Source organism: Actinokineospora fastidiosa (assembly GCF_014648415.1).
In the GTDB taxonomy this organism is placed as follows: domain Bacteria; phylum Actinomycetota; class Actinomycetes; order Mycobacteriales; family Pseudonocardiaceae; genus Actinokineospora; species Actinokineospora fastidiosa.
Genome location: NZ_BMRB01000002.1, coordinates 1038984 through 1064859, shown reverse-complemented (window position 1 = coordinate 1064859; position 25876 = coordinate 1038984). Strand labels below are relative to the sequence as shown.

Genomic DNA, 25876 nt, shown 5'->3' with positions numbered 1-25876 from the left:
CGGGGTGTGGGGTTCCTCTGGGTCAGGCCGGGATGCCCAGGGTGGCGGCCAGCGTGGCGACCCGGGCCGGGGACCCGCCCGCGAGCAGCCACTCGCGCGGCGTGGCGGGGCGGTCCTCGACCCGCAGGTCCGGTTGGGGCGTGGTCATGAACGCGGCCACCACCAACGGCGGCTGGTCGTCGGGGACGGCGGCGAGCACGGTCTCCAGGCCGGGAAGCACGCCGCCGGGCACGAACTGCCACGCGGGCAGCCGCCAGCCGCCTCGGTCCTTCCAGCCCGCGAGCCTGCCCGCGGCGAGCCGGTGGCGGATGCGGCTGGTGTCGACGCCGACCACCCCCGCGGCCGAGCTGACCGTCAGCGCGGAGTCGCGCAGCACGGCCTCGGCGGCCACCGCGCGGGCGCGCGAGTCGACCTCCGTCGGCCTGCGCGGCGCTAAGTCCAGCCCGACGTCGACGAGCGTGTCGCGCTGGTCGGCGGTGAAGTAGTCGGCCGGGTCGGCCGCGGCCGGGGAGAGCCTGCGCGCGGCGTCCTCGACGAGTCCGAGGAACTCCACCGGGTCGATCCGCAGGCCCGCTTTGGCGAGCACGGTCTCCAGCGCCATCGTCATGCGCCTAGGGTATCCCGGATGTGCGGGTTCGTGCGCCTTTGTGGGAGAACTCACCGGAAGTAATACTTATCGCACATACTCGAACACGCTCAGTCCTCAATGATAGCCGACTACCCACGTGCAACCCCACCCAATCGTGCGTCCGTCTGTGCGGCATGAGCACCGACCTCCGCCGCTGGCCATCCATCGGGACCGCGACCGCAGCACTGGCTCTGGCCGGGGCGTTGGTGATCGCCACGGCCTGGCACATCGGCGACACCGACGGTGACCCCGGGCCGCCCCCGCCGGTCGACCTCGGCGGAAAGGTCCGTTTGGTCCTGTTCGACTCCTGCGACGCCGCCCTGGCCGATCTCAAGCGCGCGGGCCTGGCCAAGGTCGGCCCGTGGGGCCTGGAGGACTCGGCCCGCTACCGCGGCCTCGGGCTGCCCGCGGCGGCCGAGGACAGCGCGGCGGGCAGCGCGCCCGAGCAGCAGAAGGGGTACTCCGGCACCACGGTGCACGAGGCCGCCGCCGACGAGCCCGACATGGTCAAGACCGACGGCGAGCGGATCGTGAGCGTGGTCGACGGCAAGCTGCGGGTCGTCGACGTGCACGACCGCTCGGTCGCCGCCGTCGTGCCGCTGGCCGGGCACGCGTCGTCGGTGCTGCTGGACGGCGACCGGGCACTGGTGATGTTCACCCCGGAGCACGCCGAGTCCGAGCGCAGCGGGCTGGCGCTGGTCGACCTGGCCGCGGCGAAGGTGCTGCGGACGCTCACCGTCGACGGCGGCCACCTCGACGCCCGGATGGTCGGGTCGGTCGCGCGGGTGGTCGTGCGGTCGTCGCCGCGGCTGGAGTTCACCTACCCGCAGGGGATGAGCGAGGAGAAGGCCAAGGCGCGCAACCGGGAGGTGATCGAGCGCTCGACGATCGACGACTGGCTGCCTCGGTACACGCTGTCGCCCGGCGGCTCGGGTCGGCTCGTCGACTGCGACGCGCTCAGCAGGCCCGCGGCTTACGTGGGCACGTCGTTGCTCAGTGTGCTGACGGTCGACCTGCGCGCGGACCTGACGACCGCCGACACGATCGCGATCGCCGCCGACGGCGACACCGTCTACGGCACCGGGACCTCGCTGTACGTCGCCGACGACCGCACGCCCCGCAGCGTGGCGTGGGCGTCCGAGGTGGCGCGGCCGATGGCGCCGCCGGGCCCGGCGAAGACCGAGGTGCACCAGTTCGACGTCGCCGACGCGGGCGCCCCTGTCTACCTGGCGTCCGGCACCGTCGACGGCTGGCTGCTCAACCAGTACTCGCTGTCCGAGCACGACGGCAGGCTCCGCGTGGCGACGACGACGGGCATGACCGGCGGGTGGCTGCCCGCGCGGGAGGACGCGCCGCCGAGCGAGAGCGCGGTGACCGTGCTGGAGCGCAAGGACAGGACGTTGACCCAGGTGGGCCAGGTGGGCGGCCTCGGCAAGACCGAGCAGATCCACTCGGTGCGGTTCCTCGGCGACAAGGCCTACGTCGTCACCTTCCGCCGCACGGACCCGCTCTACACCATCGATCTGTCGGACCCCGCCGCGCCTCGGGTGACCGGCGAGTTGAAGATCACCGGCTTCTCCGCGTACCTGCACCCCATCGGCGAGGGCAGGCTGCTCGGTGTCGGCCAGGAGGCGACGAACGATGGCCGGACGACGGGGACGCAGGTCTCGCTGTTCGACATCACCGGCCCCGCGCCGACCAGGGTCGACCAGTTCCACCAGCCCGACTCCTACTCCCCGGTCGAGCACGACCCGCACGCCTTCCTGCACTTCCCGGAGCGCGACCTCGTCGTCCTGCCGATCTCGGACCACACGGGCAAGGGCGGCGCCGTCCTGCTGCGGATCACGCCCGACGCGATCGCCGAGGTGGGGCGGGTCGGGAACCGCGACGACCACCAGATGACCAACCGCGCGGTGATCGCGGGCGGCGCGCTGTGGACGTTCGGCTACGGCGGCGCCCTGGCCTTCGACCTCGATTCCCTGGACCGGCTCGCCTGGCTGCCGTTCGGCTGAGTCGCCGCCGAATTCACCGGAAAGAGTTCGGCGAAGCCACTCGATAGGGAAAAAGGGAGCGAACGCCTCAGCTCGATTCGCTCGATGGGGTGATCATCGGCCGCGAAACGGGCCCGTCGCCGGGCCCGTTCACCGCAAAACGGTCAGATGTTGAACACCGGACCCGTGTAGGACCACATCGCGCACCGGTTGGGGAAGACCTCGCGGTAGTCGACCCGCTGGCCGTCCCAGTAGCCGGTGGCGGTCGCGGTCACCGGGTCGTACTCCAGGGTGCACATCATGTCCGGCTCCGAGTTGAGCCTGCCGAAGTCGCCGTTGACCAGCGTCAACGTCGAACAGGCCTGGGACGCTGCCGGGTGCGTCCCGCCGTCGGGGCCGCAGCGCAGCGTGCTGATGTCCACACTGCCGTCGCGACCGGTCACGGTGAGCGCAAGCCGGGCGCGCTCCTGCGTGGGGGGCTGTGCGGCGATCGCCACCGGGCCCGCGACGAGCACGGCGCCGAGCGCGGAGAGCCCCGCGATGGTCTTTCTGCTGATGGGCATGGCACTCCAAGGGTTGCCGCTGGGAATTGCCCGACATGGCGGGCGGATTCCGACGATAGGCCCGCCGGTCGGGCGATTCCAGAAGGCGACGGCCCATTGCAACCGATCGAGTGGCGCGCCGGCATGCTTAATCACGCCCGGTAAGTCACGCGTGGAGGGACACACGGATGTTCGCGGTCGGTCTCATCGGTTACGGCCTGGCGGGCAGCGCCTTCCACGCCCCCTACATCGACGCGGTCCCGGACCTGCGGCTCGACGCCGTGGTCACCACCTCGCACGCCGCCGAGGTGGGCAAGCGATACTCCGACGTCGCCGTCGTGTCCACAGTGGATGAGCTGCTGGCCCGCGAGCCGGACCTGGTCGTGGTGGCCTCGCCCAACCGCCACCACGTCGAGCACGCCCGCGCCGCACTCGACGCGGGCGCGGCGGTCGTGGTCGACAAGCCAGCGGCGGGCACCGCCGCCGAGGTCAGGTCGATCGCGGACGGGCGGCTGACGGTGTTCCAGAACCGCCGCTGGGACGGCGACTTCCGCACCATCCGCGCCCTCGTCGCCGACGGTCGCCTCGGCGAGCCCACCCGCTTCGAGTCCCGCTTCGAGCGCGCCGCCCGCTCCAGCCGCACGGCGTGGAAGGCCAGCACCGACCCGGCCGACCTGACCGACATCATCTACGACCTGGGCACCCACCTCGTCGACCAGGCGCAGGTGCTGTTCGGCCCGCCCACCACCGTCTACGCCGAGTCCCGGGGACCCCGCGACGCCACGATCCTGCTGACCCACACCGGCGGCGTGCGCTCGCTGCTGCGGATGAGCGACTCGACGCCGCCGGTCGCGCCCCGGTTCGTGGTCACCGGCACCGAGGCGGGGTTCCGCACCTGGGGCCTCGACCCGCAGGAGGCCGCCGCCCGCGCGGGCGTCCTGCCCACCACCGAGGCGTTCGGCGCGTACGCCCGCCCCGGCGAGCTGGTGGGCGACACCGTCGAGTCCGTGCCCATCGAGCCCGGCGACTACCTCGGCTACTACCGCGCCGTCGCCGCCTGGCTCCACGGCGACGCCGAGCCCCCGGTCCCCACCGCCGACGCGATCGCCCTGGCCGAGACCATCGACGCCGCGCTGCTGTCGGTGGAGCGGGGTGTGCCGGTGGCGAGGTGAGGGGTTCTCGCACATCTGCTCCTCCACGGCGGTGGACCTCGACCAGTGCGAGCCGCCGCTAGCCGTGGCCGAGACCATCGATGCCGCACTGCTGTCGGTCGAGCGGGAGGGGCCGTGCCGAGGACGGTCGGTCAGGTGAGGGCCTCGATGCTCTCCTTCGCCGCCCTGGCGATCGTCTCGTCCCGCGTCCGCAGGCGCAGTGACCAGCCGAGGGGGCCGTGGTCGGCGAACTCGGCGTCGGGGACGGCGGCGCGGGCGGCGGCGGACGGGACGCCCGCCGGGGCGCGCAGCTGGTAGGCCCAGCTGGTGGGGAAGGCGTAGGCGGGCAGGTCGTCGCCGTGGAGCATGCGGCGGTAGCAGTCCATCAGCGGGGCCGCGCCGGTCGCCGCGCCGAGGGCGGGGAGGCCGTCGGCGCCCGGGCGGGGCCGCAGCGAGACCAGGGTAGGCCTGCTGCCGCGCAGCCGGAAGCGGGCGTGCACCGGCCCCTCCTCGAACCCGCGCGCGGTGAGCAGGTCGGACAGATCGGCCAGCATGTCGGCGACGAGTTCCTCGGGCAGCACCGGCCCGGCCAGCCAGCCGGTGACCGGCCCGTCCACAGTGGACTCCCCGAGCGCGGTGAGGCGGATGGCCCCGTGCACGTAGAAGGCGTCGATGGCGAAGTCGATGCCGGGCAGCCACGGCTCGACGACGTGGTCGGCGCCCTCGCCGCCGACCGTGGCGGCGACCTCGGCCGCGGTCGCGCAGCGCCGGGCCCGGCCGGGCCCGCCCCGGGCCTTGACCACCCACGGGCCGTCGCCGGGCAGGGCGTCGAGCTCGTCCCCGGCGACCGCGGGGAGGTTCCACGGGTGGTCGCCGAGTTCGCGGCGCTGCACGAGCCGGTCGTAGAAGAAGTCGACGCACTCGCTGGGGCACGCGCAGCGGACCTTGAGCGCCTCGGCCCACAGCGTCGCGTAGACCACGGCGGCGTCGGTCGTGCCCGCGGCGTAGACCGGCCGCAGCCCGCGTTCGGCGCACAGCTCGCGCAGCCGGGCCAGCGGCTCCAGGGTGCCGCTGGGGTCGTCCAGGACGAACTCGGCGGCGGGCAGGCCGCCCACCCGGTGCCGCACCCACCCGACGGCCAGGCCGAGCGCGCCGAACGCGGCGGCGGACTCGGCGGGCTCGTCGGCCAGCAGCAGCATGTCCCTCATCGGCGGTCCCCCAGGTCGATTCTCCTCCGGCGACGCTACCGGGGAACCAGCCGCACCGGCAGGCTCTTCACCCCGTTCTGGAACGTGGACCGCAGGCGCACGGGCGGCCCCGCGGGCACCAGCCTGCCCGGGAGCGCTTGCACCACCCGGAACACCGCGCGCATCTGCGCCCTGGCCAGCTGCGCGCCCAGGCAGAAGTGCGGGCCGTGGCCGAAGGTGAGGTGGTCGTTGGGGGAGCGGGCGGGGTCGAAGGCGTCCGGGTCGGCGAAGACCCTCGGGTCGCGGTTGGCCGAGGAGAACCAGACGACGACCTTGTCACCTCTCCTGATGCCCACCCCGCCCAGTTCGGTGTCCTCGGCCGCGGTGCGCCGGAAGTTCATCACCGGGGTCCACCAGCGCAGCATCTCCTCGACGGCCGTGGCGACGTCGTCGATCTCGATGTCCGGATTGGACAGCAGGGCGATCATCCCGCCGGGGATGCCGTTGCGCAGCGTCTCGTTGCCCGCGACGGAGAACAGCCAGAACAGGTTCTCGAACTCCTCGGTCGAGACGGTGTCGGCGGCCGACATGAGGATGCTCATGATGTCCTCGCCCGGGTCGGCGCGCTTCTGCTCGGCGAGGCCGTGGGCGTAGGCGTAGAGGTCGGGCATGCCCTCGCGGGTGCGCGGATCGGGCATCTCTCCGTCCGGCCCGGGCTCGGGGCGCAGCGCGCGGGCCATCCGGGCGAGCGCGGTCCCGCCGTCGGCCGCCGCGCTCACGGCGTACTCGGCGTCCTGGTAGCCGATGACCCGGTTGCTCCAGTCGAACATCAGCATGCGGTCCTCGACGGGCACGCCGAAGACCTCGGCCAGGGTGAGCAGCGGCAGGTCGGCGACCTCCTTGGCGAAGTCGAAGGCGCCGCGGCGGGCGGCCGTGGTGATGATCTCCTCGGCCCAGCCCTCGATCCGGTCGGTGAGCCGGGCGACGGCGCGCGGGGTGAACGCCCTGGTGAGCAGGCCGCGCAGCCGGGTGTGCTCCGGCGGGTCCTGGTTGAGCATCATGCGCCGCACGTAGCGCAGCGCCTCGGGCGTGGCGGGGTCCTTGACCTGCGTCCCGCCGAGGTGGGAGGAGAAAACTCTCGGGGTGCGCAGCACGTGGCGGACCTCGGCGTGCCGCAGGACGGCCCAGAAGTCGCCGACCCGCTGCACCGCCGCCCGCTCGCGCAGGTCGGCGAGCAGGTCGTGGGGGACGCCGCGGACGTAGGTGTCGGGGTCGAGCAGCGCGGCGGTGTCCATGCTGCCATTCTCGTACGGCATGATCCCGTCCCGTGGAAGAACTCCATGTCGACCGCGGCGGCGACGGCCCCGCCCTGCTGCTCCTGCACGGCCTCGGCGGCTCGTCCGCCGCGTGGTCGGGCGTCATCGACCGGTGGCCGGGCTCGTGGCTCGCGCCGGACCTGCCCGGGCACGGCGGCTCGGTCCCGCTGCCCCGCTACTCCTTCGGCGCGCTCGCCGCGGCCGTGGCCCGGATCGTCGAAGGCCCGGTCGCGGTGCTGGGCCACTCCCTCGGCGGCGTCGTCGGCCTGGCGCTGGCCAGCGGGTGGTTCGGCGTCCCGGTGACGGCGGTGTGCGCCCTGGGCGTGAAGGTCAGCTGGTCGGCGTCGGACCTGGCGAAGGCCGCGGACCTGGCAGCGCGCCCGGCGCGCGTGTTCGCCACCCGGGAGGAGGCGCTGGACCGCGCGCGGAAGGTGGCGGGCCTGCCGGAGGGGGCGCCGACCGACCGTCTGGTGGCCGAGGCCGACGGGGGCTGGCGCCTGGCGCTGGACCCGGCCGCGTTCGCCGTCGGCCGCCCCGACCTGCCCGGCCTCCTGGCGGCCGCCCGCTGCCCGGTGACCCTGGCTGCGGGCTCCGACGACCCGATGAGCCCGGCGGCCCACCTGGAGACCCTGGTGCCCGACCCGGTCCTGCTGCCCGGCCTCGGCCACAGCGCGCACGTCGAGGACCCCGCGGCCCTGGACGCGCTGCTCGCCCGTCTGCGCTGATCGCCCGCGCAGGGCTGAGTCGTCCACACCGACCCGGCTCAGCACAGTCCCTGCCTACGCCGACGAGCAGGGTGCCCTGGCCGCGGTTCGGCCTGCTCGGGACATGGCAGGGGCCCGTCCCGCACGGGACGGGCCCCCGTTTCCCGTCAGCTCACGGCGAGCAGGTCCACCACGAAGATCAGGGTCTCGCCGGGCTTGATCACCGAGCCCGCGCCGCGGTCGCCGTAGCCCAGGTGGGGCGGGATGACCAGGCGGCGCCTGCCGCCGACGCGCATGCCCGCGACGCCGCGGTCCCAGCCAGCGATGACGCGGCCCGCGCCGAGCGGGAAGTCGAAGGTCTCGCCCCTGCTCCACGAGGAGTCGAACTCCTCGCCCGTCGAGTGCGCGACCCCGACGTAGTGCACGCTCACCACCGAGCCCGGCTGGGCCTCGGGACCGTCGCCGACGGCGATGTCCGTCTGCTCCAGGTCAGCGGGCGGCGCCCCCTCGATCGGCTCGACCTCGGGCTTCTGCGCGGCCATACCCGTACCTCGTTCTCCATCGACTGCGTTTCCGTCCGCCATCCTCGCGCGCGCCCGGCCCCGCCGCCGCACGACCCGCCGGTAACGCCCGGGGCGCCTGCGACGACACCGCAGTCAGCGGCCCCGTCACCCCCCGACGGCGGGGCCGCTCCCGCGTCCCGTCGCCCGCCGACCGGCCCAGGTCGGACGGCGGTCCGGGTGATCACCCGTAACATCCGGCGGCCGACGGCGGACATACCCTCCAACCAGGAGGTGCCGTGGACGGGATCGGGGTAGAGGTCGACTTCGACGGCGCGTCGGTCGTCGTCACGGCCACCAACGCGGTGGCCGAGGCGTTGTTCGGCCCGCGCCTGGTCATCCCGCGCGCGGAGATCGCCGCCGCCACCCTGACGCCCGCCCGGCCCCTGCGCTCGGGTGTGCTGGAACTGACCATGCGCGACGGCGGCAGGCACCGGCTGCGCTTCCCGCACGAGCAGCGCCCCGCCTTCGCCGAGCTGGCCGCGCGCCTGCGGCCCGGGGCGGTCGTGCTGCACGGACGCGGCTCGTTCGACCAGGCGGTGACGGGCGAGTCCCACTGCTTCACCGCGCTCCGCGCCTTGACCGGGAGCGGGACCGGCGAGCGCGTCACCGTCGCCGAACTGCGTCCCGACGACGACGGCGTCCGGGTGCTCATGGACGATCACGTGGTCGGCCACCTGCCGCCGGAGGCGGTTGACGCGTACGGGCCCGCGCTGCGCCAGGTCGCCGTCGCGCTGTGCCGGGCGCGGCTGTGGTGGTCCTACGAGCAGCGGGGGCTCGGTTTCATCGCCGCCGTGTCCCTCGACCTGGCCGACCCGGCCGAGGTGCTGCCGCTGAACGAGCCCGACCCCGGCCCGCACGTCGAGCTGCCGCCCGGCCGGACGTACCCGCTGCGCACCGAGTACCTGGAGACGCTGGCCGCGGCCCTGGCGAAGGCGTACTGCCCGGGGCGCGGGCTGGTCTACGGCAGCCTGCACGCCGAGGACGGCACGGTCGCCGTCCGGGTGGACGGGCGCAGGGTCGGCGCGCTGCCGACGACGACGGCCGCCGCGTTCGCCCCGCTCGTGCGCCGCTTCGCCGCCGCGGGCCTCACCTGCTACGCCGACGTCGCCCTGACCGGCACCGCGCACGCGATCGAGGCCCGGCTGCGCGCCGCCGCGCCGGAGGACATCCTGCCCGGGCTTTACTGAGGCAAGATGGCCCGCGTGAAGTGGAGCCGGGCCGTACACCACCTGACCGAGCTGGCGGAGTCCTGCGCCCGACTGGCGGACTCGCCGATCCACCCGCTGCGGGTGACCGGACTCTGGGTCGCAGGCGAGATCCTCGGCCCGCCCGCCGACCTCGACACGATCACCGTCGCCCTGGTCGTCGACCTCCCGTCGGTCCCGTGGCTGACCACGCCGCCGGGCGCGCAGCACTGGGCAGCCGCCTCCCGCCTCGCGCGCGGCCCCTTCACCGCCTACTGGCGCACCGACCCGGTGTGGAACCACCGCATCCACCGGCCCGCACTGGTCTGGGACGGCCAGACGCGCGAGGACGTCCTCACCGCGCTGGCCGAGGGGCGCGGCGAGGACGTCCGCCTCCCCGCGCCGACTCCCGGGGAACTCGCCGCGCGGGTGGCGGAGGAGACCGCCGTCAGCCTCGCCGCCCTCCGCGACCGGTCCGCCCACTACGCCGAGCACCGGTGGCGGCCGGGCAAGATCGAGCCCCGCGCCGACGCCCTCTGGGAAGCGGGCGCGGGCTATCTCGACCTCCTCGAAACGGCGGAAGCCCGGAAATAGCGCTTTAACACATCGGATGCCCTTCAGGAAAGCCCTTTGACCGCGGCATCGGGCTGCCCGAGCCCGCCGCCGTCACGCTGAGCGAGCGGCGCAGAAGGTTAAAAGTTATGGCTTCCACGCTGTGGAAACGCGATGCAGAATCCCTGGCGGCGATGGTCGGCGAATAGGGCTCGCAACCGGTCCGGCTATCGCGATCACGTCCCGATCCCTGCATTCGAGAGGGCGCATCCCTGTGAAAAGAACAATCGCGACCCGATGCTGCGTCGCGCTGGGCGCCGCGGCGCTCATGGTGACCTCGATGGGCACACCGGCCGCCGCCGATCCCGCCCCCGACAAGATGGACCGCGGGCGCGCGTTCACGCAGAACGTCGTCGACGGCGTCGAATATGACGAATACATCGTCGCGTTCAAGCCCGCCGCGGCCCGCCAGGACGCCCTGCGCGCGGCGGGCAAGCGCCACGGGGTCGAGCTGAGCGAGGTCCGCAGGCTCGCCACCGGCGCGCACCTCGTGCGCTCCGGGCGCAGGCTCGACGCCGAGCGTTCCCGCGGCCTGCTGCGCGCGCTCGCCGCGCGCCCGGACGTCGAGTACGTCGAGCCCAACACCCGCTTCCACGCCACGGCCACGCCGAACGACCCGCAGTACGGCGACCAGTGGCACTACTTCGAGTCCACGGCGGGCATGCGCCTGCCGACCGCGTGGGACACCGCCGACGGGGCCGGCGTCACCGTGGCCGTCGTCGACACCGGCCGCACCGCGCACTCCGACCTCGACGGCAACACCGTGGGCGGCTACGACTTCATCAGCAACTCCACCAGCTCCCGCGACGGCGGCGGCCGGGACTCCAACCCGCAGGACGAGGGCGACTGGGTCGAGTACGACGGCGCCTGCGGGCCGGACAGCAGGCGGAGCAACTCCTCCTGGCACGGCACGCACGTGGCGGGCACCGTCGCCGCGGTCACCGGCAACGGCCGGGGCGTGGCGGGCGTGGCGCCGAAGGCGCGGATCGTGCACGCGCGCGTTCTCGGCCGCTGCGGCGGGACGCTGGCCGACATCGCCGACGCGATCGTGTGGGCCTCCGGCGGCTCCGTCTCCGGCGTGCCCGCCAACCCGAACCCCGCCAAGGTCATCAACATGAGCCTGGGCGGCGGCGGCTCCTGCGGCAGCACCTACCAGAACGCGATCAACAGCGCGGTCGGCCGCGGCGCGACCGTCGTGGTGGCGGCGGGCAACTCCAACACCGACGCGGCGTACTCCCAGCCCGCGAACTGCGCGAACGTCGTCACCGTCGCCGCGCTCGACCGCGGCGGGGACCGCGCGGCGTACTCCAACTACGGCAACGTCGTCGACGTCTCCGCGCCCGGCGGCGAGACCGCGACCCGCACCAACGGCGTGCTCTCCACGCTGAACACCGGCACCACCACGCCCGGCAGCGAGTCCTACGCGTTCTACCAGGGCACGAGCATGGCCACCCCGCACGTCGCGGGCCTGGTCGCGCTCATGCTGGGCGAGCGGTCCACGCTGACCCCGTCGGACATCGAGTCGCGGTTGAAGGCCGCGGTCCGGCCGATCCCGGGCTCCTGCTCGGGCGGCTGCGGCGCGGGCCTGGTGGACGCGGCGAAGACGATCGCCGACCTCGGCGGCACCACCCCCGACCCGCAGCCCGGCGCGCAGCTGCTGCGCAACCCCGGCTTCGAGTCCGGGGCGGTCGACTGGTCGAGCACCCAGAACGTGATCACCGCCGACGCCACGTATTCGGCGAACAGCGGCTCGTGGAAGGCCTGGCTCAACGGTTACGGCCGTAACCACACCGATACCCTGTCCCAGTCCGTGAGCATTCCGGCTTCCGTGACATCCGCGACTCTGTCCTTCCATTTGGGGATCGATTCCGAGGAGACCGGCAGCGTCGTCTACGACACGCTGCGTGTGCAAGTAGTCGGTTCCGACGGTTCGGTGCTGCGGACGCTGGCGACCTACTCCAATGTCGACGAGGCGACTGCCTACCAGCGGCGTTCCTTCTCGCTCACCGAGTTCCGGGGCCGCACGGTCACGATCAAGTTCACCGGAACCGAGGACGCGTACCTCGCCACCTCATTCCTGATTGACGACACCGCGTTGTCGACCAGCTGATCACGGACGGCGGTGTTCCCCGCGCGGGAACACCGCCGTTCCCTCGGGAGGGCTTTTCTCGCGCCGATCGGGAAATTACGGTCCTCGGCATGAACGCCGATCAGCCGCTCCGGTTCGCCGATGTCCTGCGGTCGGCGGTGCGCGAGCGCGGCGTCCCGCTCGACCGCATCGCCGACCACCTCCGCCGCCGCGGCACCCCGGTCAGCCAGGCGACGCTGAGCTACTGGCAGTCCGGGCGCAGCCAGCCCGAGCGGGCGCGGTCGCTGGCCGCGCTGGCGCAGCTGGAGCAGCTGCTCGGCATGGAGGAGGGCGGGCTCGCCGCCCACCTCGACGCCCCCAAGCCCCGCGGCCGCGCCGTCCGCAGGCCGACGCCGGTCCACCGCGGCCCGTCCTGGGCCCCGGCCAGCGACTTCGCGCGCATGGTCGAGGGCATGGACCTCAGCCGCGACGCCGACCTGACCCGGCTCAGCCTGCACGTCCGCGTCGACGTCGGCCGCGACCGGTCGGGCTACCTCGAACGCGCCCGGCAGGTCCTGCGGGCCGAGAAGCCCGGGATCACCGGCCTGGTGGTGCTGTCGTGGGCCAACGAGGGCGGGCGGTCACTGCCGCTGCGACCGGTCCGCAACTGCACGATCGGCCGGGTGAACGTCGACGATGACACCGGCCAGGTCGCCACCGAGCTGCGCTTCGACCAGGTGCCCGAGCCGCAGGGGACGATCGTCGTCGAGTACGAGTTCATGGTCGCCAGCCAGGGACCGGACATCGACCACTTCGAGAACATGCCCCGGATGCCGGTGCGCGAGTACCTGCTGGAGGTCGGCTTCCACCCCGAAGCGCTCCCGCGCCACGTGGTCGCCTTCTCCGACGTCGACGACACCCACCGCGCCCGCGCCGTCGCCCTCGACACGTCTCACACGGCGCACATGGTGGCCCACAACCTCACGCCGGGGCGGTACGGGATGCGCTGGACGTGGCGGTGATCCCCTCGCGCAACCCCTTGACCGCCAACCGGTCCGCCCGCTCGTTCTCCGGATGCCCGGCGTGCCCCTTGACCCAGTGCCACTCGACCTCATGCCGCGCCGCGGCCTCGTCGAGCTCCCGCCACAGATCGGCGTTCTTGACGGGCTGCTTGGCACTGGTCTGCCAGCCGTTGCTCTTCCACTTGGGCATCCACGCGGTGACGCCGTTGCGGACGTAGGTGCTGTCTGTGTAGATGTGCACGACGGACGGCCGCGTCAAAGTCTCCAGAGCGCGGATGGGGGCGGTCAGCTCCATGCGGTTGTTGGTCGTGGTCCCGGGCTCACCGCCGTACAGCTCCCGCTCGTGCCGCCCGTACCGCAGCACCGCACCCCACCCACCCGGCCCGGGATTCCCACTGCACGCCCCGTCGGTGTAGATCTCCACCACAACCTCGTCCCGCACGCCGGCGATCGTAATGCAGCCCCCACGTCACCAGCCGCGCGTAACAGTGATCCCGGCCCGGGCGAGACCGTGGAGTTGGCCCGCGGGGACTTCGCGATCCTGGTGGAGAACACCAAGATCGTGGAACAACCCGACGAGCCCGCCTACGGCGAGGTCGTCTTCTACACCCCGGTCGAAACGGTCCACTCCTCGACGAGGCGGCACGCCGCCGAGGTCCGGCAGCGGAAGCTGCGCACCAGGGTCGCGGCGTCGACTCTCTGTTCCCGTGCCGGTACCCGCCGGGTGGAGCGGCGTCTGCATGAACCGCTGTCGAACGTCACCTGCGTGCAGTGTCGCGCGATCCTCGCGGAGGAAGGCGAGCTCTAGCCTGCCTTTGGAACTACCGGGGGCCCGACGGGTTTACCAGCCCCGCTCGCGCCACTCGGCGAGCTTCGGCCGCTCGGCGCCGAGCGTGGAGTCGTCGCCGTGGCCGGGGTAGAACCAGGTCTCGTCCGGAAGCTCGCCGAACACCCTGGCCTCCAGGTCGTCCATGAGGCTCGTGAAGTTCTCCGGGCTCGTCGTCCGCCCCGGGCCGCCCGGGAAGAGGGAGTCGCCGGTGAAGAGGTGGGGGTGGCCGGAAGGGTCGCGGTAGAGCAGGGCGATGGAGCCGGGGGTGTGGCCGCGCAGGTGGATGACCTCCAGCTCGCACTCGCCCACCGTGATCCGGGCGCCGTGCTCGACCAGGTGGTCCGGGGGGACCGGGAGGGGGTCGGCGTCCAGCGGGTGGGCGACGGTCTCCGCGCCGAACGCGCCCGCCACGGCGCCGAGGGCCTGCCAGTGGTCGGCGTGCTGGTGGGTGGTGACGATCGTGCGCAGCGTCGGGCGGTCGGGGCCGTGGCCGATCAGGTCCGACAGGCGGGCCGGGTCGTTCGCGGCGTCGATGAGCAGCGACTGGCGGGTGGCGCGGCACGTCAGCAGGTAGGCGTTGTTGTCCATCGGCCCGACCGAGACCTTGGTGACCGTCAGGGCGGGCAGGGTGCGGCGGGCGGCCGGGCCGTCGGGGGAGACGTGGCCGGTGTAGTCGTCGACAAGCTCCACGAGGGGTGACGGTACCCGCTGCGATCACGCTGCTCTGTACGGTCTAAGGTGTTACCGGTCCGTAACCTGATCATCCTGGTGTGAGCCGTGGCGAAGACTGAGCGCAAGGTCAGCTGGGACGTGGTCCGCGTCGTCGCCGTCCTCGCCGTCGTCGTCGGGCACATCACCCGGGACGGCCCGGTCGTCCACCCCGAGCTCGGTCCGTTCGCGGTGCACCTGCCGGTGCTGTTCGGCGCGAACACGCTGCTCGTCGTCTCCGCCTACTTCATCTGCGTCACCGTCCGGCGCGGCCGCACGGCCCGGTGGCTGGGGCACAAGCTCGCCCGGGTGCTCCCGCCCTACCTCGTAGCCGCGGTCGTCACGTACGCCGTCCTGCGGGTCGCCGCGCCCCGCTTCGGGTGGTACACCCCCGACAGCACCGACCTGTTCGCCAACGTGCTGCTCATCCAGACCTGGTCGCCGGAGTTCCACTTCATCGACGGCTCCTACTGGACGATGTCGGCCCAGGTGCTCGCCTTCGCCGTCGCCGCGCTCCTCGCGCCGCGCCGGTGGCTGCGGGGCCCCGCGCTGATGGCCCTGCTCTGGGCGCTGATCGTCGTCCCCGTCGTGGTCCAGCTGCTGATCCGCCGCCAGGAGGACGGCCTGCTCCGGCTCGTGTACGACGGCATGACCCTGCACCGCGCCGCCGTGTTCGGCGTCGGCGTCGCGGTGTGGCTGTGGACGCAGGACCGCCTGTCGGGCTTCCACCTGACCGCCTACAGCGTCGCCATGCTCATCGGGATGGAGGTGCACACGCGCTCGGAGGACACCGCCTCCACCGCAGCGTTCGGGATCGCGCTGCTCGTGCTCGCCGCCGCCGCGGGCGGGCCGGACTGGAACGTGGGCCCGCTGGCCCGGCCGATCACCTGGCTCGGCGGCATCTCCTTCGGCGTGTACCTCGTCCACCAGGAGCTGGGCTACGTCATCGCCCGCCTGCTCGTCGACATGGGCGTCGGCCAGGTCGGCCGGTTGCTGACCTGCCTCATCGCCGCGGTGGTCCTCGGCTGGCTGCTCACGCGCGTGGTCGAGCGGCCCGCGCACGCCTGGCTGACCGGCGGGCGGCGGGCTCAGCCCCAGGGGCCCAGCTCCGGCGGCTCGCCGGTCAGCCCGGTCGCCGGGCCGCGCCCGGTCAGCCAGCCCAGCACTGCCGCCGCCGGGCCCGTCACGGTCCTGGCCGCCGAACCCGCCAGCCGGAACGACGCCTGACGCCCGTCGGGCAGCTCGACGGCGAGCGTGACCGGCCCGTCGTCGGCGCGGCGCCCGCGCGTGGCGACCTCCAGCAGCAGGTCGAGGTGCGCGGGGTCGACGGTGGTGAAGTCCGGGCCCGCGTCGAGGTCGACCAGGTGCACCCAGATCTCGAACAGCCGCAGCTCGGGGATCTCGGCCGCGGTCATCGGCCTGCCGGACGGGTGGGTCAGCGTGGCCGACCAGGCGTCGGGGTCCATGCGGGCGGCCTCGTGCAGGAACCGCTCGCCCGCGGCGATCAGGTCCTCGCGCTGCACGCGGGCCATCCGGTCGGACCCGTCGGCGATGTCGGCGTCGCGGTCGGCGCGGCTGGGGTAGGCCGGATGCTCGATGCCGGTGCGCGCCCAGGTGAGCAGGTTCACCAGGGCGTCGGCGTTGCGGGCGAGGTGGCTCACCACGTGCCCGCGCGTCCAGCCGGGCAGCAGGCTCGGCCCGGCGAGGTCGCGCTGGGTCAGCCCGGACACCGCCGCCACCAGCGGGCCCGTCGCCTCCCGCACGGCCGCCAGCGCGGCCGCGGCGCGGTCGGCGGATACGGAGGTCGCGGTAGATCCCGTCATAGAACGTCCCTAACGCGTGGGTGACTGGTGAACGGAGCAGCGCCGCCCTCCACCCAGGTTAGGGGCTTTCGGCTACTCTCGGGTACCGCTCCGCGGGTGCATCGGGCAAGCACGCCCGCCAGAATTGTCGGTGCACCCGCCTAGCATGCGCACCGGCCACCTCCGTGGCCGCTCATCCCGTCGCGCGTCCGCCCGTGACCAGCGACGACGGGACCAACCTGCTCGACCGAAGGGACCTGCAGTGGCAGACCGCCTTGTCGTTCGCGGCGCCCGGGAGCACAACCTGCGCGGCGTCGACCTCGACCTGCCCCGGGACAGCCTGATCGTGTTCACCGGCCTGTCCGGGTCCGGCAAGTCGAGCCTGGCGTTCGACACCATCTTCGCCGAGGGCCAGCGCCGGTACGTGGAATCGCTCTCGGCGTACGCGCGGCAGTTCCTCGGCCAGATGGACAAGCCCGACGTGGACTTCATCGAGGGCCTCTCGCCCGCGGTGTCGATCGACCAGAAGTCCACCAGCCGCAACCCGCGCTCCACCGTGGGCACCATCACCGAGGTCTACGACTACCTGCGCCTGCTCTACGCCCGCGCGGGCAAGCCGCACTGCCCCGCCTGCGGGGAGGCGATCAGCAGGCAGACCCCGCAGCAGATCGTCGACCAGGTGCTGGCCATGCCGGAGGGCACCCGCTTCCAGGTGCTCGCGCCGGTCATCCGCGGCCGCAAGGGCGAGTACGTCGACCTCTTCGCCCAGCTGCAGACCCAGGGCTACGCGCGCGCCCTGGTCGACGGCGTGCTGCACCAGCTCAGCGACCCGCCGAAGCTGAAGAAGCAGGAGAAGCACGAGATCGCCGTCGTGATCGACCGGCTGACGGTGAAGGCCAGCGCCAAGCAGCGGCTCACCGACTCCGTCGAGACCGCGCTGCGGCTGGCCGACGGCCTGGTCGAGCTGGACTTCGTCGACCTCGACGAGCACGACGCCCAGCGCCGCCGCGGCTTCTCCGAGCACCTGGCCTGCCCCAACGGCCACCCGCTGGGCGTCGAGGACCTGGAGCCGCGCTCGTTCTCCTTCAACTCGCCCTACGGCGCCTGCCCGCAGTGCACCGGCCTGGGCGTGCGGATGGAGGTCGACCCGGAGCTGGTCGTCCCCGACGACGAGCTGTCCCTGGAGGACGGCGCCATCGCGCCGTGGGCAGGCGGGCAGACCGCGGAGTACTTCACCCGCCTGCTCGGCGCGCTCGCCGAGACCGTCGGGTTCCGGATGGACACCCCGTGGCGGCGGCTGCCCGCCAAGGCGCAGAAGGCCGTCCTGCACGGCATCGGCGACCAGGTGCACGTCCGCTACAAGAACCGCTACGGCAGGGAGCGCTCGTACTACGCGAACTACGAGGGCGTCATCCCGTTCCTGGAGCGCCGCCAGGAGCAGACCGAGTCGGAGTTCATGCGGGAGAAGTACGAGGGCTACATGCGGGAGGTGCCCTGTCCCGCCTGCCAGGGCACCCGGCTCAAGCCGGAGATCCTCGCCGTCACCCTCGCCCACGCCGACCAGGGCGACCGCTCGATCGCCGAGGTCTCGGCCATGTCGATCAGCGAGTGCGCGCGCTTCCTCGACGGCCTCCAGCTGGGCACCCGGGAGGCGATGATCGCCGGCGCCGTGCTCAAGGAGATCCAGGCCCGGCTGCGCTTCCTGCTCGACGTCGGCCTGGACTACCTCTCGCTCGACCGCGCCGCCGGGACGCTCTCCGGCGGCGAGGCGCAGCGCATCCGGCTGGCCACCCAGATCGGCTCCGGCCTGGTCGGCGTGCTGTACGTGCTGGACGAGCCGTCGATCGGCCTGCACCAGCGCGACAACCACCGGCTCATCGAGACGCTGACCCGGCTGCGCAACCTGGGCAACACGCTGATCGTCGTCGAGCACGATGAGGACACCATCCGCGCGTCGGACTGGGTGGTCGACATCGGGCCCGGCGCGGGCGAGCACGGCGGCCAGGTCGTGCACAGCGGCACCTTCAAGGAGCTGCTGAAGAACAAGAAGTCGATGACGGGCGCGTACCTGGCGCGGCGGGAGGAGATCCCGACGCCCGCGATGCGCCGCCCGATCGACCGCAAGCGCCAGCTGACGGTCGTGGGCGCGCGCGAGCACAACCTGCGCGGCATCGACGTGTCGTTCCCGCTGGGCTGCCTGATCTCGGTCACCGGCGTGTCCGGTTCCGGCAAGTCCACTTTGGTCAACGACATCCTGGCGACGGTGCTGGCGAACAAGCTCAACGGCGCGCGCCAGGTGCCCGGCAGGCACACCCGGGTCAACGGCCTGGGCGCGCTGGACAAGCTGGTGCAGGTCGACCAGTCGCCGATCGGGCGCACGCCGCGGTCCAACCCGGCGACCTACACCGGCGTGTTCGACAACATCCGCAAGCTGTTCGCCTCCACCACCGAGGCGAAGGTGCGCGGCTACCAGCCGGGACGGTTCTCGTTCAACGTCAAGGGCGGCCGCTGCGAGGCGTGCGCTGGCGACGGCACGATCAAGATCGAGATGAACTTCCTGCCGGACGTGTACGTCCCGTGCGAGGTGTGCAAGGGCGCCCGGTACAACCGGGAGACCCTGGAGGTGCACTACAAGGGCAAGACCATCGCCGAGGTGCTGGACATGCCCATCGAGGAGGCGGCGGAGTTCTTCGAGCCGATCAAGGCCATCCACCGCTACCTCAACACCCTCGTCGACGTCGGCCTCGGCTACGTCCGGCTCGGCCAGCCCGCCCCGACGCTGTCCGGCGGCGAGGCCCAGCGGGTGAAGCTGGCCAGCGAGCTGCAGAAGCGCTCCACCGGGAAGACGGTCTACATCCTCGACGAGCCCACGACCGGCCTGCACTTCGAGGACATCCGCAAGCTCCTCGGCGTGATCAACGGCCTGGTGGACAAGGGCAACACGGTCATCGTCATCGAGCACAACCTCGACGTGATCAAGACGTCGGACTGGATCATCGACCTCGGCCCCGAGGGCGGCTCCGGCGGCGGCATGGTCGTGGCCGAGGGCACCCCGGAGGACATCGTCGCGGTGGCCGAGAGCCACACCGGGAGGTTCCTCGCCAAGGTCCTCTGAGTTGCCCGGCGGTGCGGCCCGCGCCACGATGGCGCGTCTGGATGTATCCGGAGTGGTCCGCGGTGCTCCTCTGTGTACGAAGACCACGAGGAGGCCCCGCCATGCCCACCCCGCGACACCTGCGAGCGCAGGTCGCCAAGGTCCACCGCGCCACCGCGGCGACGCTGTCCCTGCGCGGCGACGACCGGCCGGGGTTCTGGGACGTCCGCAAGGGCATCACCGCCCCCGCCGAGTTTCGGCTCGTCGGGCGGGCGCGGGGCAACGCGGCACGGGAGATCGCGATTCGTGCCGAGTGACCCCCGCGCCCGCAGCGCCCGGCCGACCCCGGCCGGGCTGTCGGCGCGCCTGCGCTCGGCGCTCGGCCCGCGCGTCGTCGTCGGCCATGGGCCGACGGCCGGGGCCCGGCTCGCCGTGTCGGTGGTCGCCGGGAGCCGGGTGGACGCCAGCCGGTGGGCGCGGCAGGCGCGGCTGCCCTCGGTCATCGTCGAGTTGGACGGCGACACGGTCTACGTCGGCCCGCTGGCCGAACCGGGGCGTCCCTGCTGCGGCGAGTGCGCCCGGCTCCGCCGGATAGCCGCGGCCGCGGCCACCGACCACGACGAGCCCACGACCCGCGTCGACGCCGAGGTGATCGACGGCGAGACCACGGCGTGGGTCGGGACGAGCGGGCTGCTCGGCCCGGACGGCGAGGCCACGACGCGGGTGGACGGCGCGCTCATCGACGCGACCACCCGGGTCTCCGCGGCGCTCATCGCAGGCGTGGACGACCCGACCGCCGTCGTGGCGCACGAGGTGATCGACGACCCGGTCGTGGCGCTGCTGCGCGACCCCGACCAGCTGCGCGGCCACGTCGCCGAGGTGCGGGCGGGCAAGGTGCTGTGGCACCGGGTGATCCCGCTGCCCGACTGCGCGGTCTGCGGCGGCGCGGACGGCATCGGCACCGTCTCGCTGCCCGACACCGACGACCCCGCCGAACTCGTCGAGGCGCTCGCGGGCTGGGTCGACCCGCTGACCGGCGTCATCCCGTGGCTCACGGTGCGCCAGCCGCTGCCCGGCGGGCCGTACGTCGCCACGGCCGCGCCGCCGCACCGGGTCGACGAGGACGGCCACCCGCACCCGCTGCCGATCGGCTGGGGCAAGGGCATGGACGAGGCCACGGCCATCCGCTCCGCCGTCGGCGAGGCGATCGAGCGGTACGCGGCGAGCCTGCCCGACCCCGCACGCCTGCGCTGGGCCCGACCGGCCGACCTCGACGGCGATGTCCTCGACCCCCGCGACCTGCCGCTGTATGAGCCCCAGCAGTACGCGCGCACCGCGTTCGTCCCCTTCGACCACCGCGTCGACCACCCGTGGGTGCGCGGCACGTGGCTCGACGACGGCAGGCCCGTGTGGGTGCCCGCCGTCCTGGCCTACCTCCGGCTCGCCCTGCTCCCGGAGCACCTGATCTGCCAGGGCACCTCCAACGGCCTCGCCGCCGGACCGGACGCGGAGTCCGCCGCCGTGTCCGCCGTGCTGGAACTCGTGGAGCGCGACGCGATGCTCGCCGCATGGCTCACCGGCGCCCGCGGCCGGTACATCGACCTGGACGACACGCTGGACGCCGACCTGGCCGACGCCGTGGACGCGCTCACCGACGAGGGCCACACCGTCGAGGTGCACCTGCTGCCCACCAGCACCTACGGCGCCACCGCCGCCGCGCTCGCCCTCGGCGACGGCAAGCGCCTGCCCGGCATCGCCATCGGCCTCGGTTCCGCGCGCGACCCGAGGGAGGCAGTGCGCCAGGCCATCCTCGAACTCGCCCAGAGCGCCCCGCACCTGACGATGCTGCTGCGGGAGAGGGCGCACCCGGTCCCGGCGCGACCGGAGGACGTGCGCGGCATGCTCGACCACGCCGCCTACTACTTCCGCCCCGACCGCGTCGTCGCCTTCGACCGCCTCCGCTGCGGCGGCACCACCCGCCTCGGCGACCTCCCGGAGACCGGCGCCCCCGCATCAGCCGACGACCTCGCGGGCGTCCTGGGCGCCACGGGCATCCGGGTGGCGCTGGTCGACGTGACCAGCGCCGACGTCGCCACCGGCCCGTTCCGGGTCGTCCGGGCGGTGAGCGCGGGCCTGCAGCCGCTGTCCTACGGCTTCGGCAACGACCGGGTGGCGGTGCCGAGGCTGCGCCCGCGCCTCCTGCCCGCCCACCGCAGGCCGGTCCACCCGATCTGGTAGCGGCCGAATCCCGGAAACACCGAACCGCCCGTGGTCCCGGGGGCATCGGGACGCGGGCGGTTCGGTCTGCTCAACGAGCGGCGGTCGCCGAGGTTCCGGCCAGGTGGCGTTCCGGTTGCGCGGAGGTGCCGTGATCGTCGGTCATCGCGGTCTCGTCGAAGGGCGCGCCGCCGGAGAGGACCGCCTGCGCGCGCGCCCGGTCGAAGCCCTTGGTCCAGGTGCCGATCAGGACCGTGGCCACGGCGTTGCCCGCGAAGTTGGTCAGCGCCCGCGCCTCGGACATGAACCGGTCGATGCCCACGATCAGGCCGACGCCGTCGACGAGGTCGGGGCGGTGGGACTGCAGGCCGCCCGCCAGCGTCGCCAGGCCAGCGCCGGTCACGCCCGCGGCGCCCTTCGACGCGATGATCATGAACACCAGCAGGGAGATCTGCTCGCCCGCCGAGAGCGGCGCGCCCGTCGCGTTGGCCACGAACAGCGTCGCCATCGTCAGGTAGATCGCGGTGCCGTCGAGGTTGAACGAGTACCCGGTCGGCACGGTGATGCCCACGACCGGCCTGCTCACGCCCAGGTGCTCCATCTTCGCGATCAGCCGGGGCAGCGCCACCTCCGACGACGACGTCGACAGGATCAGCAGGAACTCCCGGCCCAGGTAGCGCAGCAGGGAGAACAGGTTGACCCGCGCCACCAGCCACAGCATCGTGCCCAGCACGGCCACGACGAACACCAGGCAGGTCGCGTAGAAGCCGAGCATGATCACCGCGAGGCTCTTGACCGCGTCGATGCCGGTCTCGCCGACCACCGCGGCGATCGCGCCGAACGCGCCGACCGGCGCCAGCCACATGATCATCGCCAGCACGCGGAACACGAGCTTCTGCAGGTGCCCGATGCCGCGCAGGACCGGCTCGCCCGCGGGCCCCATGCGCTGCAGCGCGAACCCGACCAGCAGCGCCACCAGCAGGGCCTGCAGCACCTCGCCCTCGGTCAGCGACGACAGCAGCGTCGACGGGATGATCCCGAGGATGAACTCCGTCGTGGACTCCGACTCCTTGACCTGGGACGCGCCCGTCGCCGCGACCTCATCGGTCAGCCGCAGGCCGTCGCCGGGGTGCAGCAGGTTGCCGACGACCAGGCCGATCACCAGCGCGACGGTCGACATCACCAGGAAGTAGCCCAGGGCCAGCCCGCCGACCCGGCCGACGCTGGCCGCCTTGGTCACCGAGCCGATGCCCAGCACGATGGTGCAGAAGATGATCGGGCTGATCATCATCTTGATCAGGTCGACGAACCCGGTGCCCAGCGGCTTGAGGTCCTTGGCGAGGTCGGGCGCGATGAGGCCGACGCCGACGCCGAGCACTACGGCGGCGATGACGGCGAGGTAGAGCCAGTGCGTGCGGTCGCGGCGGGGGCCTGACACGGGTGCCTCCAGGGTCTGGTGATGGCCAAGACCCTGGCGGCGGATGTGGCGCCGGTCACGATTGTGTTCATTGCGTACACGGAACCGGGCGGGGCGGCCCGGTCCCGCGGCGGCCACACTGGCGCGCATGAACCAGCGGAGGCCGTGGAGCCTGGCCCGCCAGCTGCTCGTCCTGCAGGGCGTGATCGTGGCGCTCATCGTGGCCGGGGGCGCGGCGCTGGCCTGGGTCGACGTGGCCGAGCGGGCGGAGGACTCCAGCGCGGCTACCGTCACCGCGCTGGCCCGCGCCATCGCCGACGCGCCGATGGTGGTCGAGGCCGTCTCCGGGGAGGACCCCTCGCGCGTCCTGCAGCCCTACACCGAGGCCGTGCTGGCCGACACCGGGATCGACTTCATCACGATCATGGCCCCGGACGGCACCCGCTTCACCCACCCGAACCCGGACCGCATCGGCGGGAAGTTCCTCGGCAACACCGCGCCCGCCCTGGCCGGGCAGGCCTTCACCGAGACCTACACCGGCACGCTGGGCCCGTCCGTGCGCGCCGTCGTCCCGGTGTTCGGGCCGGACCGGCGGGTCGTCGCCCTCGTCGCGGCGGGCATCACGCTGGAGGCCATCAGCGACATGGTCGCCGACCGCGTGCTGGGCCTGCTCGTGGTGGCCGCGGTCGCGCTGCTCGTCGGCGCCGCGGGCAGCTACCTGGTCAGCCGCAGGCTGCGCAGGCAGACCGGCGGGCTCGCCCCGGCCGAACTGGGCCGGATGATCGGCTACCACGAGTCGATCCTGCACGCCGTCCGCGAGGGCCTGATCCTGGTCGACCAGGACCACCGCGTCACCCTCTGCAACGACGGCGTCCGCGCCCTGCTCGACCTGCCCGACGACGCCGAGGGCAAGCGCGTCGACGAGCTGGGCCTGCCGGACGAGCTGGTCGGACACCTGCTCGACGGCACGGAGATGCGCGACGAGCTGCACCTCACCGACACCCGCGTGCTCGTCGTCAACTCCTCGACAGTCCGCGTCGACGGCCGCCCGCTGGGCACCGTCGTCACCCTGCGCGATCGCACGGACCTGCAGGCGCTCACCGGCGAACTCGACACAGTCCGGGGCTTCACCGAGTCGCTGCGGGCGCAGGCGCACGAGGCCGCCAACCGCCTGCACACCGTCGTGTCCCTGGTCGAGCTGGGGCGCGCCGAGGAGGCGATCGAGTTCGCCACCGGCGAGCTGGCCCTGGCCCAGCGGCTCACCGACCAGGTCGTCGCCGCGGTCTCCGAGCCGATCCTGGCCGCGCTGCTGCTGGGCAAGGCCGCGGAGGCGGGGGAGCGGGGCGTCGAGCTGGTGATCGACGCCGACGCGGCGATCCCGCTCGGCGACGACGGCCCGGTGACCGCCCGCGACCTCGTGACGATCCTCGGCAACCTCATCGACAACGCGATAGACGCCTCGGTCGACGCCGTCGACCCGATCGGAGCGCGTCGGCCCCGCGTGCGGGTGCGCGTGGCCAGGGAGGACGGCGACCTGGTGCTGAGCGTGTCCGACACCGGGCCCGGCCTGCCGCCCGACGCCGTCGACGCCGCCTTCCGCAGGGGCTGGTCCACGAAGGACGACGGCCGCGGCATCGGGCTGGCCCTCGTCGGCCAGGCCGTGCGCCGCTGCCGGGGCGCCGTGTCGGTGTCCACCGACGTCGGCGCGGTCTTCACCGTCCGCCTGCCGCTGGGAGCCCGCCCGTGATCACCGTGCTGGTCGTGGAGGACAACCAGGTCGCCGCCGAGGCGCACCGGACCTACGTCGAGCGCGTGCCCGGCTTCGCCGTCGCGGGCGTCGTGCACTCCGGGCGCGACGCCCTGCGGTTCCTGGAGACCACGCCCGTCGACCTCGTCCTGCTGGACTTCTACCTGCCCGACACGCACGGCCTCGACGTCGTCCGCGCGCTGCGCGCCGCGGGCGGCACGGCCGACGTGATCGCCGTGACCTCCGCCCGCGACCTCGCCGTCGTCCGGTCCGCCGTGTCGGTCGGGGTGGTGCAGTACCTGCTCAAGCCGTTCACCTTCGCCGGGCTGCGCGACAAGCTCGACGGCTACGCCCGCTACCGCAGCAGGCTCGCCGACGGCTCCGCCCTCGGGCAGTCCGAAGTGGACGAGGCGTTCGGCGCGCTGCGCAGCACCGACCTCAGCACCCTGCCCAAGGGCATGAGCGCCGAGACGCTGGACGCGGTCGTGGCCGCCGTGCGCGCGGCGGGCGAGCTGTCGGCGGGCGGGGCGGCCGAGGCCGTCGGCGTCTCCCGGGTCACCGCGCGGCGGTACCTGGAGTACCTGGCCGACCACGGCCTGGCCGCCCGCCAGCCCCGCTACGGCGCCGTCGGCCGCCCCGAGGTGCTCTACCGGCTCAGTACACCGGGCCGGTGAACTTCTCGCCCGGGCCCTGACCGGGCTCGTCCGGGAACGCGGACTCCTCGCGGAAGGCCTTCTGCAGCGACTGGAGGCCGTCGCGCACCGGGCCCGCGTGCGGGCCCAGGTACTCGACGGACGCGGTCACCAGGCCCGCCAGCGCGGTGATGAGCCGCCGCGCCTCGTCCAGGTCGCGGTGCGGGCTGGTCGACGGGTCGGCCGAGGACAGGCCCAGCCGCTCGGCCGCGGCCGACATGAGCATGACCGCGGCCCGGCTGATCACCTCGACGCTGGGAATCTCGGCGAGGTCGCGGGCGTTGTCCTCATCGGCGGACCGGTGGACGTCAGGGGTGTCGTTCACGGTCTGCTACCATTCCACGTGCGACCAGCCCCCGTACGGCGGGGGCGGCAAAGTGGAGCCCCCGCTCCCACCCGAGT

Annotated in this window: 23 protein-coding genes and 1 pseudogene; 14 read left to right on the top strand and 10 right to left on the bottom strand. The window is 73.3% G+C overall.

The genetic code is table 11. The annotated features are described in order from the left end of the window. Positions 1-22 precede the first annotated feature (22 nt). Positions 23-607: a DNA-binding protein gene (locus tag IEY98_RS14805; protein WP_189211003.1), complete on the bottom strand. Its 585-nt coding sequence runs from the start codon at positions 605-607 to the stop codon at positions 23-25. Positions 608-762: 155 nt separating this feature from the next. Here IEY98_RS14805 and IEY98_RS14800 point away from each other — a divergent pair, with 155 nt between their 5' ends. Continuing rightward, on the top strand, positions 763-2640 hold the full coding sequence (locus tag IEY98_RS14800; protein WP_189211002.1) for a beta-propeller domain-containing protein: 1878 nt from the start codon (positions 763-765) through the stop codon (positions 2638-2640). Between the two features lie 143 nt (positions 2641-2783). Here the strand turns inward: IEY98_RS14800 and IEY98_RS14795 are convergent, their stop codons facing one another. Beyond that, the gene (locus tag IEY98_RS14795) at positions 2784-3182 is read right to left on the bottom strand and encodes an SSI family serine proteinase inhibitor (protein ID WP_189211001.1); all 399 of its coding nucleotides are present in this window, start codon (positions 3180-3182) and stop codon (positions 2784-2786) included. A 167-nt stretch (positions 3183-3349) separates the two neighbouring features. Here IEY98_RS14795 and IEY98_RS14790 point away from each other — a divergent pair, with 167 nt between their 5' ends. Next, positions 3350-4333: a Gfo/Idh/MocA family protein gene (locus tag IEY98_RS14790; RefSeq protein ID WP_189211000.1), complete on the top strand. Its 984-nt coding sequence runs from the start codon at positions 3350-3352 to the stop codon at positions 4331-4333. 131 nt (positions 4334-4464) lie between these two features. On the opposite strand, the gene IEY98_RS14785 is transcribed toward IEY98_RS14790, so the two are convergent. Together IEY98_RS14785 and IEY98_RS14780 are read right to left on the bottom strand one after the other, a co-directional pair. Next, the gene (locus IEY98_RS14785; protein ID WP_189210999.1) at positions 4465-5520 is read right to left on the bottom strand and encodes an ATP-grasp domain-containing protein; all 1056 of its coding nucleotides are present in this window, start codon (positions 5518-5520) and stop codon (positions 4465-4467) included. A gap of 35 nt (positions 5521-5555) precedes the next feature. Then, positions 5556-6815: a cytochrome P450 gene (locus IEY98_RS14780; protein ID WP_229786916.1), complete on the bottom strand. Its 1260-nt coding sequence runs from the start codon at positions 6813-6815 to the stop codon at positions 5556-5558. Between the two features lie 11 nt (positions 6816-6826). Here IEY98_RS14780 and IEY98_RS14775 point away from each other — a divergent pair, with 11 nt between their 5' ends. Continuing rightward, positions 6827-7540, top strand: coding sequence for an alpha/beta fold hydrolase (locus tag IEY98_RS14775; RefSeq protein WP_189210998.1), 714 nt, complete (start codon positions 6827-6829; stop codon positions 7538-7540). 146 nt (positions 7541-7686) lie between these two features. Here IEY98_RS14775 and IEY98_RS14770 read toward each other — a convergent pair whose 3' ends face one another. Next, positions 7687-8061, bottom strand: coding sequence for an FKBP-type peptidyl-prolyl cis-trans isomerase (locus tag IEY98_RS14770; RefSeq protein ID WP_189210997.1), 375 nt, complete (start codon positions 8059-8061; stop codon positions 7687-7689). A 257-nt stretch (positions 8062-8318) separates the two neighbouring features. On the opposite strand from IEY98_RS14770, the gene IEY98_RS14765 reads away from it, so the two are divergent. The 4 genes from IEY98_RS14765 (at position 8319) to IEY98_RS14750 (ending at position 12968) form a co-directional block, all read left to right on the top strand. Continuing rightward, the gene (locus IEY98_RS14765; RefSeq protein WP_189210996.1) at positions 8319-9269 is read left to right on the top strand and encodes a hypothetical protein; all 951 of its coding nucleotides are present in this window, start codon (positions 8319-8321) and stop codon (positions 9267-9269) included. Between the two features lie 6 nt (positions 9270-9275). After that, positions 9276-9860 carry a DUF7711 family protein gene (locus IEY98_RS14760; RefSeq protein WP_189210995.1) on the top strand — a complete coding sequence of 195 codons (585 nt, stop codon included), beginning with the start codon at positions 9276-9278 and terminating at the stop codon, positions 9858-9860. Positions 9861-10158: 298 nt separating this feature from the next. Then, positions 10159-11988 carry a S8 family serine peptidase gene (locus tag IEY98_RS14755; protein WP_229786915.1) on the top strand — a complete coding sequence of 610 codons (1830 nt, stop codon included), beginning with the start codon at positions 10159-10161 and terminating at the stop codon, positions 11986-11988. Between the two features lie 89 nt (positions 11989-12077). Then, positions 12078-12968: an XRE family transcriptional regulator gene (locus IEY98_RS14750; RefSeq protein ID WP_189210994.1), complete on the top strand. Its 891-nt coding sequence runs from the start codon at positions 12078-12080 to the stop codon at positions 12966-12968. Here IEY98_RS14750 and rnhA read toward each other — a convergent pair. Next, entirely contained in the window at positions 12928-13410 is a 483-nt protein-coding gene (gene rnhA, locus IEY98_RS14745) for a ribonuclease HI (protein WP_189210993.1), read from the bottom strand. The genes IEY98_RS14750 and rnhA overlap by 41 nt on opposite strands. Before the next feature lie 69 nt (positions 13411-13479). Between rnhA and IEY98_RS14740 the strand changes: the two genes are divergently transcribed. Then, a complete protein-coding gene (locus IEY98_RS14740) occupies positions 13480-13776 on the top strand; it encodes a hypothetical protein (RefSeq protein ID WP_189210992.1) in 297 nt (98 codons plus the stop codon). Positions 13777-13809: 33 nt separating this feature from the next. Here IEY98_RS14740 and IEY98_RS14735 read toward each other — a convergent pair whose 3' ends face one another. Then, positions 13810-14487 (bottom strand): MBL fold metallo-hydrolase, encoded by a 678-nt coding sequence (locus IEY98_RS14735; protein WP_189210991.1) that lies wholly within the window; start codon positions 14485-14487, stop codon positions 13810-13812. Between the two features lie 87 nt (positions 14488-14574). Between IEY98_RS14735 and IEY98_RS14730 the strand changes: the two are divergent. Further along, positions 14575-15531, top strand: a pseudogene (locus tag IEY98_RS14730) (acyltransferase family protein); the annotation flags it as partial. A gap of 62 nt (positions 15532-15593) precedes the next feature. Here the strand turns inward: IEY98_RS14730 and IEY98_RS14725 are convergent. Continuing rightward, positions 15594-16328 carry a maleylpyruvate isomerase family mycothiol-dependent enzyme gene (locus IEY98_RS14725; protein WP_189210990.1) on the bottom strand — a complete coding sequence of 245 codons (735 nt, stop codon included), beginning with the start codon at positions 16326-16328 and terminating at the stop codon, positions 15594-15596. Between the two features lie 241 nt (positions 16329-16569). On the opposite strand from IEY98_RS14725, the gene uvrA reads away from it, so the two are divergent. From uvrA to IEY98_RS14710, 3 genes are all read left to right on the top strand, one after another. Continuing rightward, positions 16570-19422 (top strand): excinuclease ABC subunit UvrA, encoded by a 2853-nt coding sequence (gene uvrA / locus IEY98_RS14720; protein ID WP_189210989.1) that lies wholly within the window; start codon positions 16570-16572, stop codon positions 19420-19422. A gap of 101 nt (positions 19423-19523) precedes the next feature. Then, a complete protein-coding gene (locus IEY98_RS14715; RefSeq protein WP_189210988.1) occupies positions 19524-19718 on the top strand; it encodes a hypothetical protein in 195 nt (64 codons plus the stop codon). Continuing rightward, positions 19708-21639: a YcaO-like family protein gene (locus tag IEY98_RS14710; protein ID WP_189210987.1), complete on the top strand. Its 1932-nt coding sequence runs from the start codon at positions 19708-19710 to the stop codon at positions 21637-21639. The genes IEY98_RS14715 and IEY98_RS14710 overlap by 11 nt, the downstream gene beginning before the upstream one ends. Positions 21640-21709: 70 nt before the next feature. Here IEY98_RS14710 and IEY98_RS14705 read toward each other — a convergent pair whose 3' ends face one another. Beyond that, complete coding sequence (locus IEY98_RS14705; RefSeq protein ID WP_229786913.1) at positions 21710-23056, bottom strand: cation:dicarboxylate symporter family transporter; 1347 nt, start codon at positions 23054-23056, stop codon at positions 21710-21712. A 127-nt stretch (positions 23057-23183) separates the two neighbouring features. Here IEY98_RS14705 and IEY98_RS14700 point away from each other — a divergent pair, with 127 nt between their 5' ends. Beyond that, positions 23184-24782 carry an ATP-binding protein gene (locus IEY98_RS14700; RefSeq protein WP_189210985.1) on the top strand — a complete coding sequence of 533 codons (1599 nt, stop codon included), beginning with the start codon at positions 23184-23186 and terminating at the stop codon, positions 24780-24782. Further along, positions 24779-25456: a response regulator gene (locus IEY98_RS14695; RefSeq protein WP_189210984.1), complete on the top strand. Its 678-nt coding sequence runs from the start codon at positions 24779-24781 to the stop codon at positions 25454-25456. Before IEY98_RS14700 ends, IEY98_RS14695 begins: the two co-directional genes overlap by 4 nt. Here the strand turns inward: IEY98_RS14695 and IEY98_RS14690 are convergent. Then, positions 25437-25799 carry a DUF1844 domain-containing protein gene (locus IEY98_RS14690; protein ID WP_189210983.1) on the bottom strand — a complete coding sequence of 121 codons (363 nt, stop codon included), beginning with the start codon at positions 25797-25799 and terminating at the stop codon, positions 25437-25439. The genes IEY98_RS14695 and IEY98_RS14690 overlap by 20 nt on opposite strands. Positions 25800-25876: the final 77 nt, after the last annotated feature.

Excerpts from the sequence above, each read along its gene's own strand:
- IEY98_RS14805 (WP_189211003.1), bottom strand. The coding sequence starts at position 607 with ATGACGATGGCGCTGGAGACCGTGCTCGCCAAAGCGGGCCTGCGGATC.
- IEY98_RS14800 (WP_189211002.1), top strand. The coding sequence starts at position 763 with ATGAGCACCGACCTCCGCCGCTGGCCATCCATCGGGACCGCGACCGCA.
- IEY98_RS14795 (WP_189211001.1), bottom strand. The coding sequence starts at position 3,182 with ATGCCCATCAGCAGAAAGACCATCGCGGGGCTCTCCGCGCTCGGCGCC.
- IEY98_RS14790 (WP_189211000.1), top strand. The coding sequence starts at position 3,350 with ATGTTCGCGGTCGGTCTCATCGGTTACGGCCTGGCGGGCAGCGCCTTC.
- IEY98_RS14785 (WP_189210999.1), bottom strand. The coding sequence starts at position 5,520 with ATGAGGGACATGCTGCTGCTGGCCGACGAGCCCGCCGAGTCCGCCGCC.
- IEY98_RS14780 (WP_229786916.1), bottom strand. The coding sequence starts at position 6,815 with ATGCCGTACGAGAATGGCAGCATGGACACCGCCGCGCTGCTCGACCCC.
- IEY98_RS14770 (WP_189210997.1), bottom strand. The coding sequence starts at position 8,061 with ATGGCCGCGCAGAAGCCCGAGGTCGAGCCGATCGAGGGGGCGCCGCCC.
- IEY98_RS14760 (WP_189210995.1), top strand. The coding sequence starts at position 9,276 with ATGGCCCGCGTGAAGTGGAGCCGGGCCGTACACCACCTGACCGAGCTG.
- IEY98_RS14755 (WP_229786915.1), top strand. The coding sequence starts at position 10,159 with ATGGGCACACCGGCCGCCGCCGATCCCGCCCCCGACAAGATGGACCGC.
- IEY98_RS14750 (WP_189210994.1), top strand. The coding sequence starts at position 12,078 with ATGAACGCCGATCAGCCGCTCCGGTTCGCCGATGTCCTGCGGTCGGCG.
- IEY98_RS14725 (WP_189210990.1), bottom strand. The coding sequence starts at position 16,328 with ATGACGGGATCTACCGCGACCTCCGTATCCGCCGACCGCGCCGCGGCC.
- IEY98_RS14715 (WP_189210988.1), top strand. The coding sequence starts at position 19,524 with ATGCCCACCCCGCGACACCTGCGAGCGCAGGTCGCCAAGGTCCACCGC.
- IEY98_RS14700 (WP_189210985.1), top strand. The coding sequence starts at position 23,184 with ATGAACCAGCGGAGGCCGTGGAGCCTGGCCCGCCAGCTGCTCGTCCTG.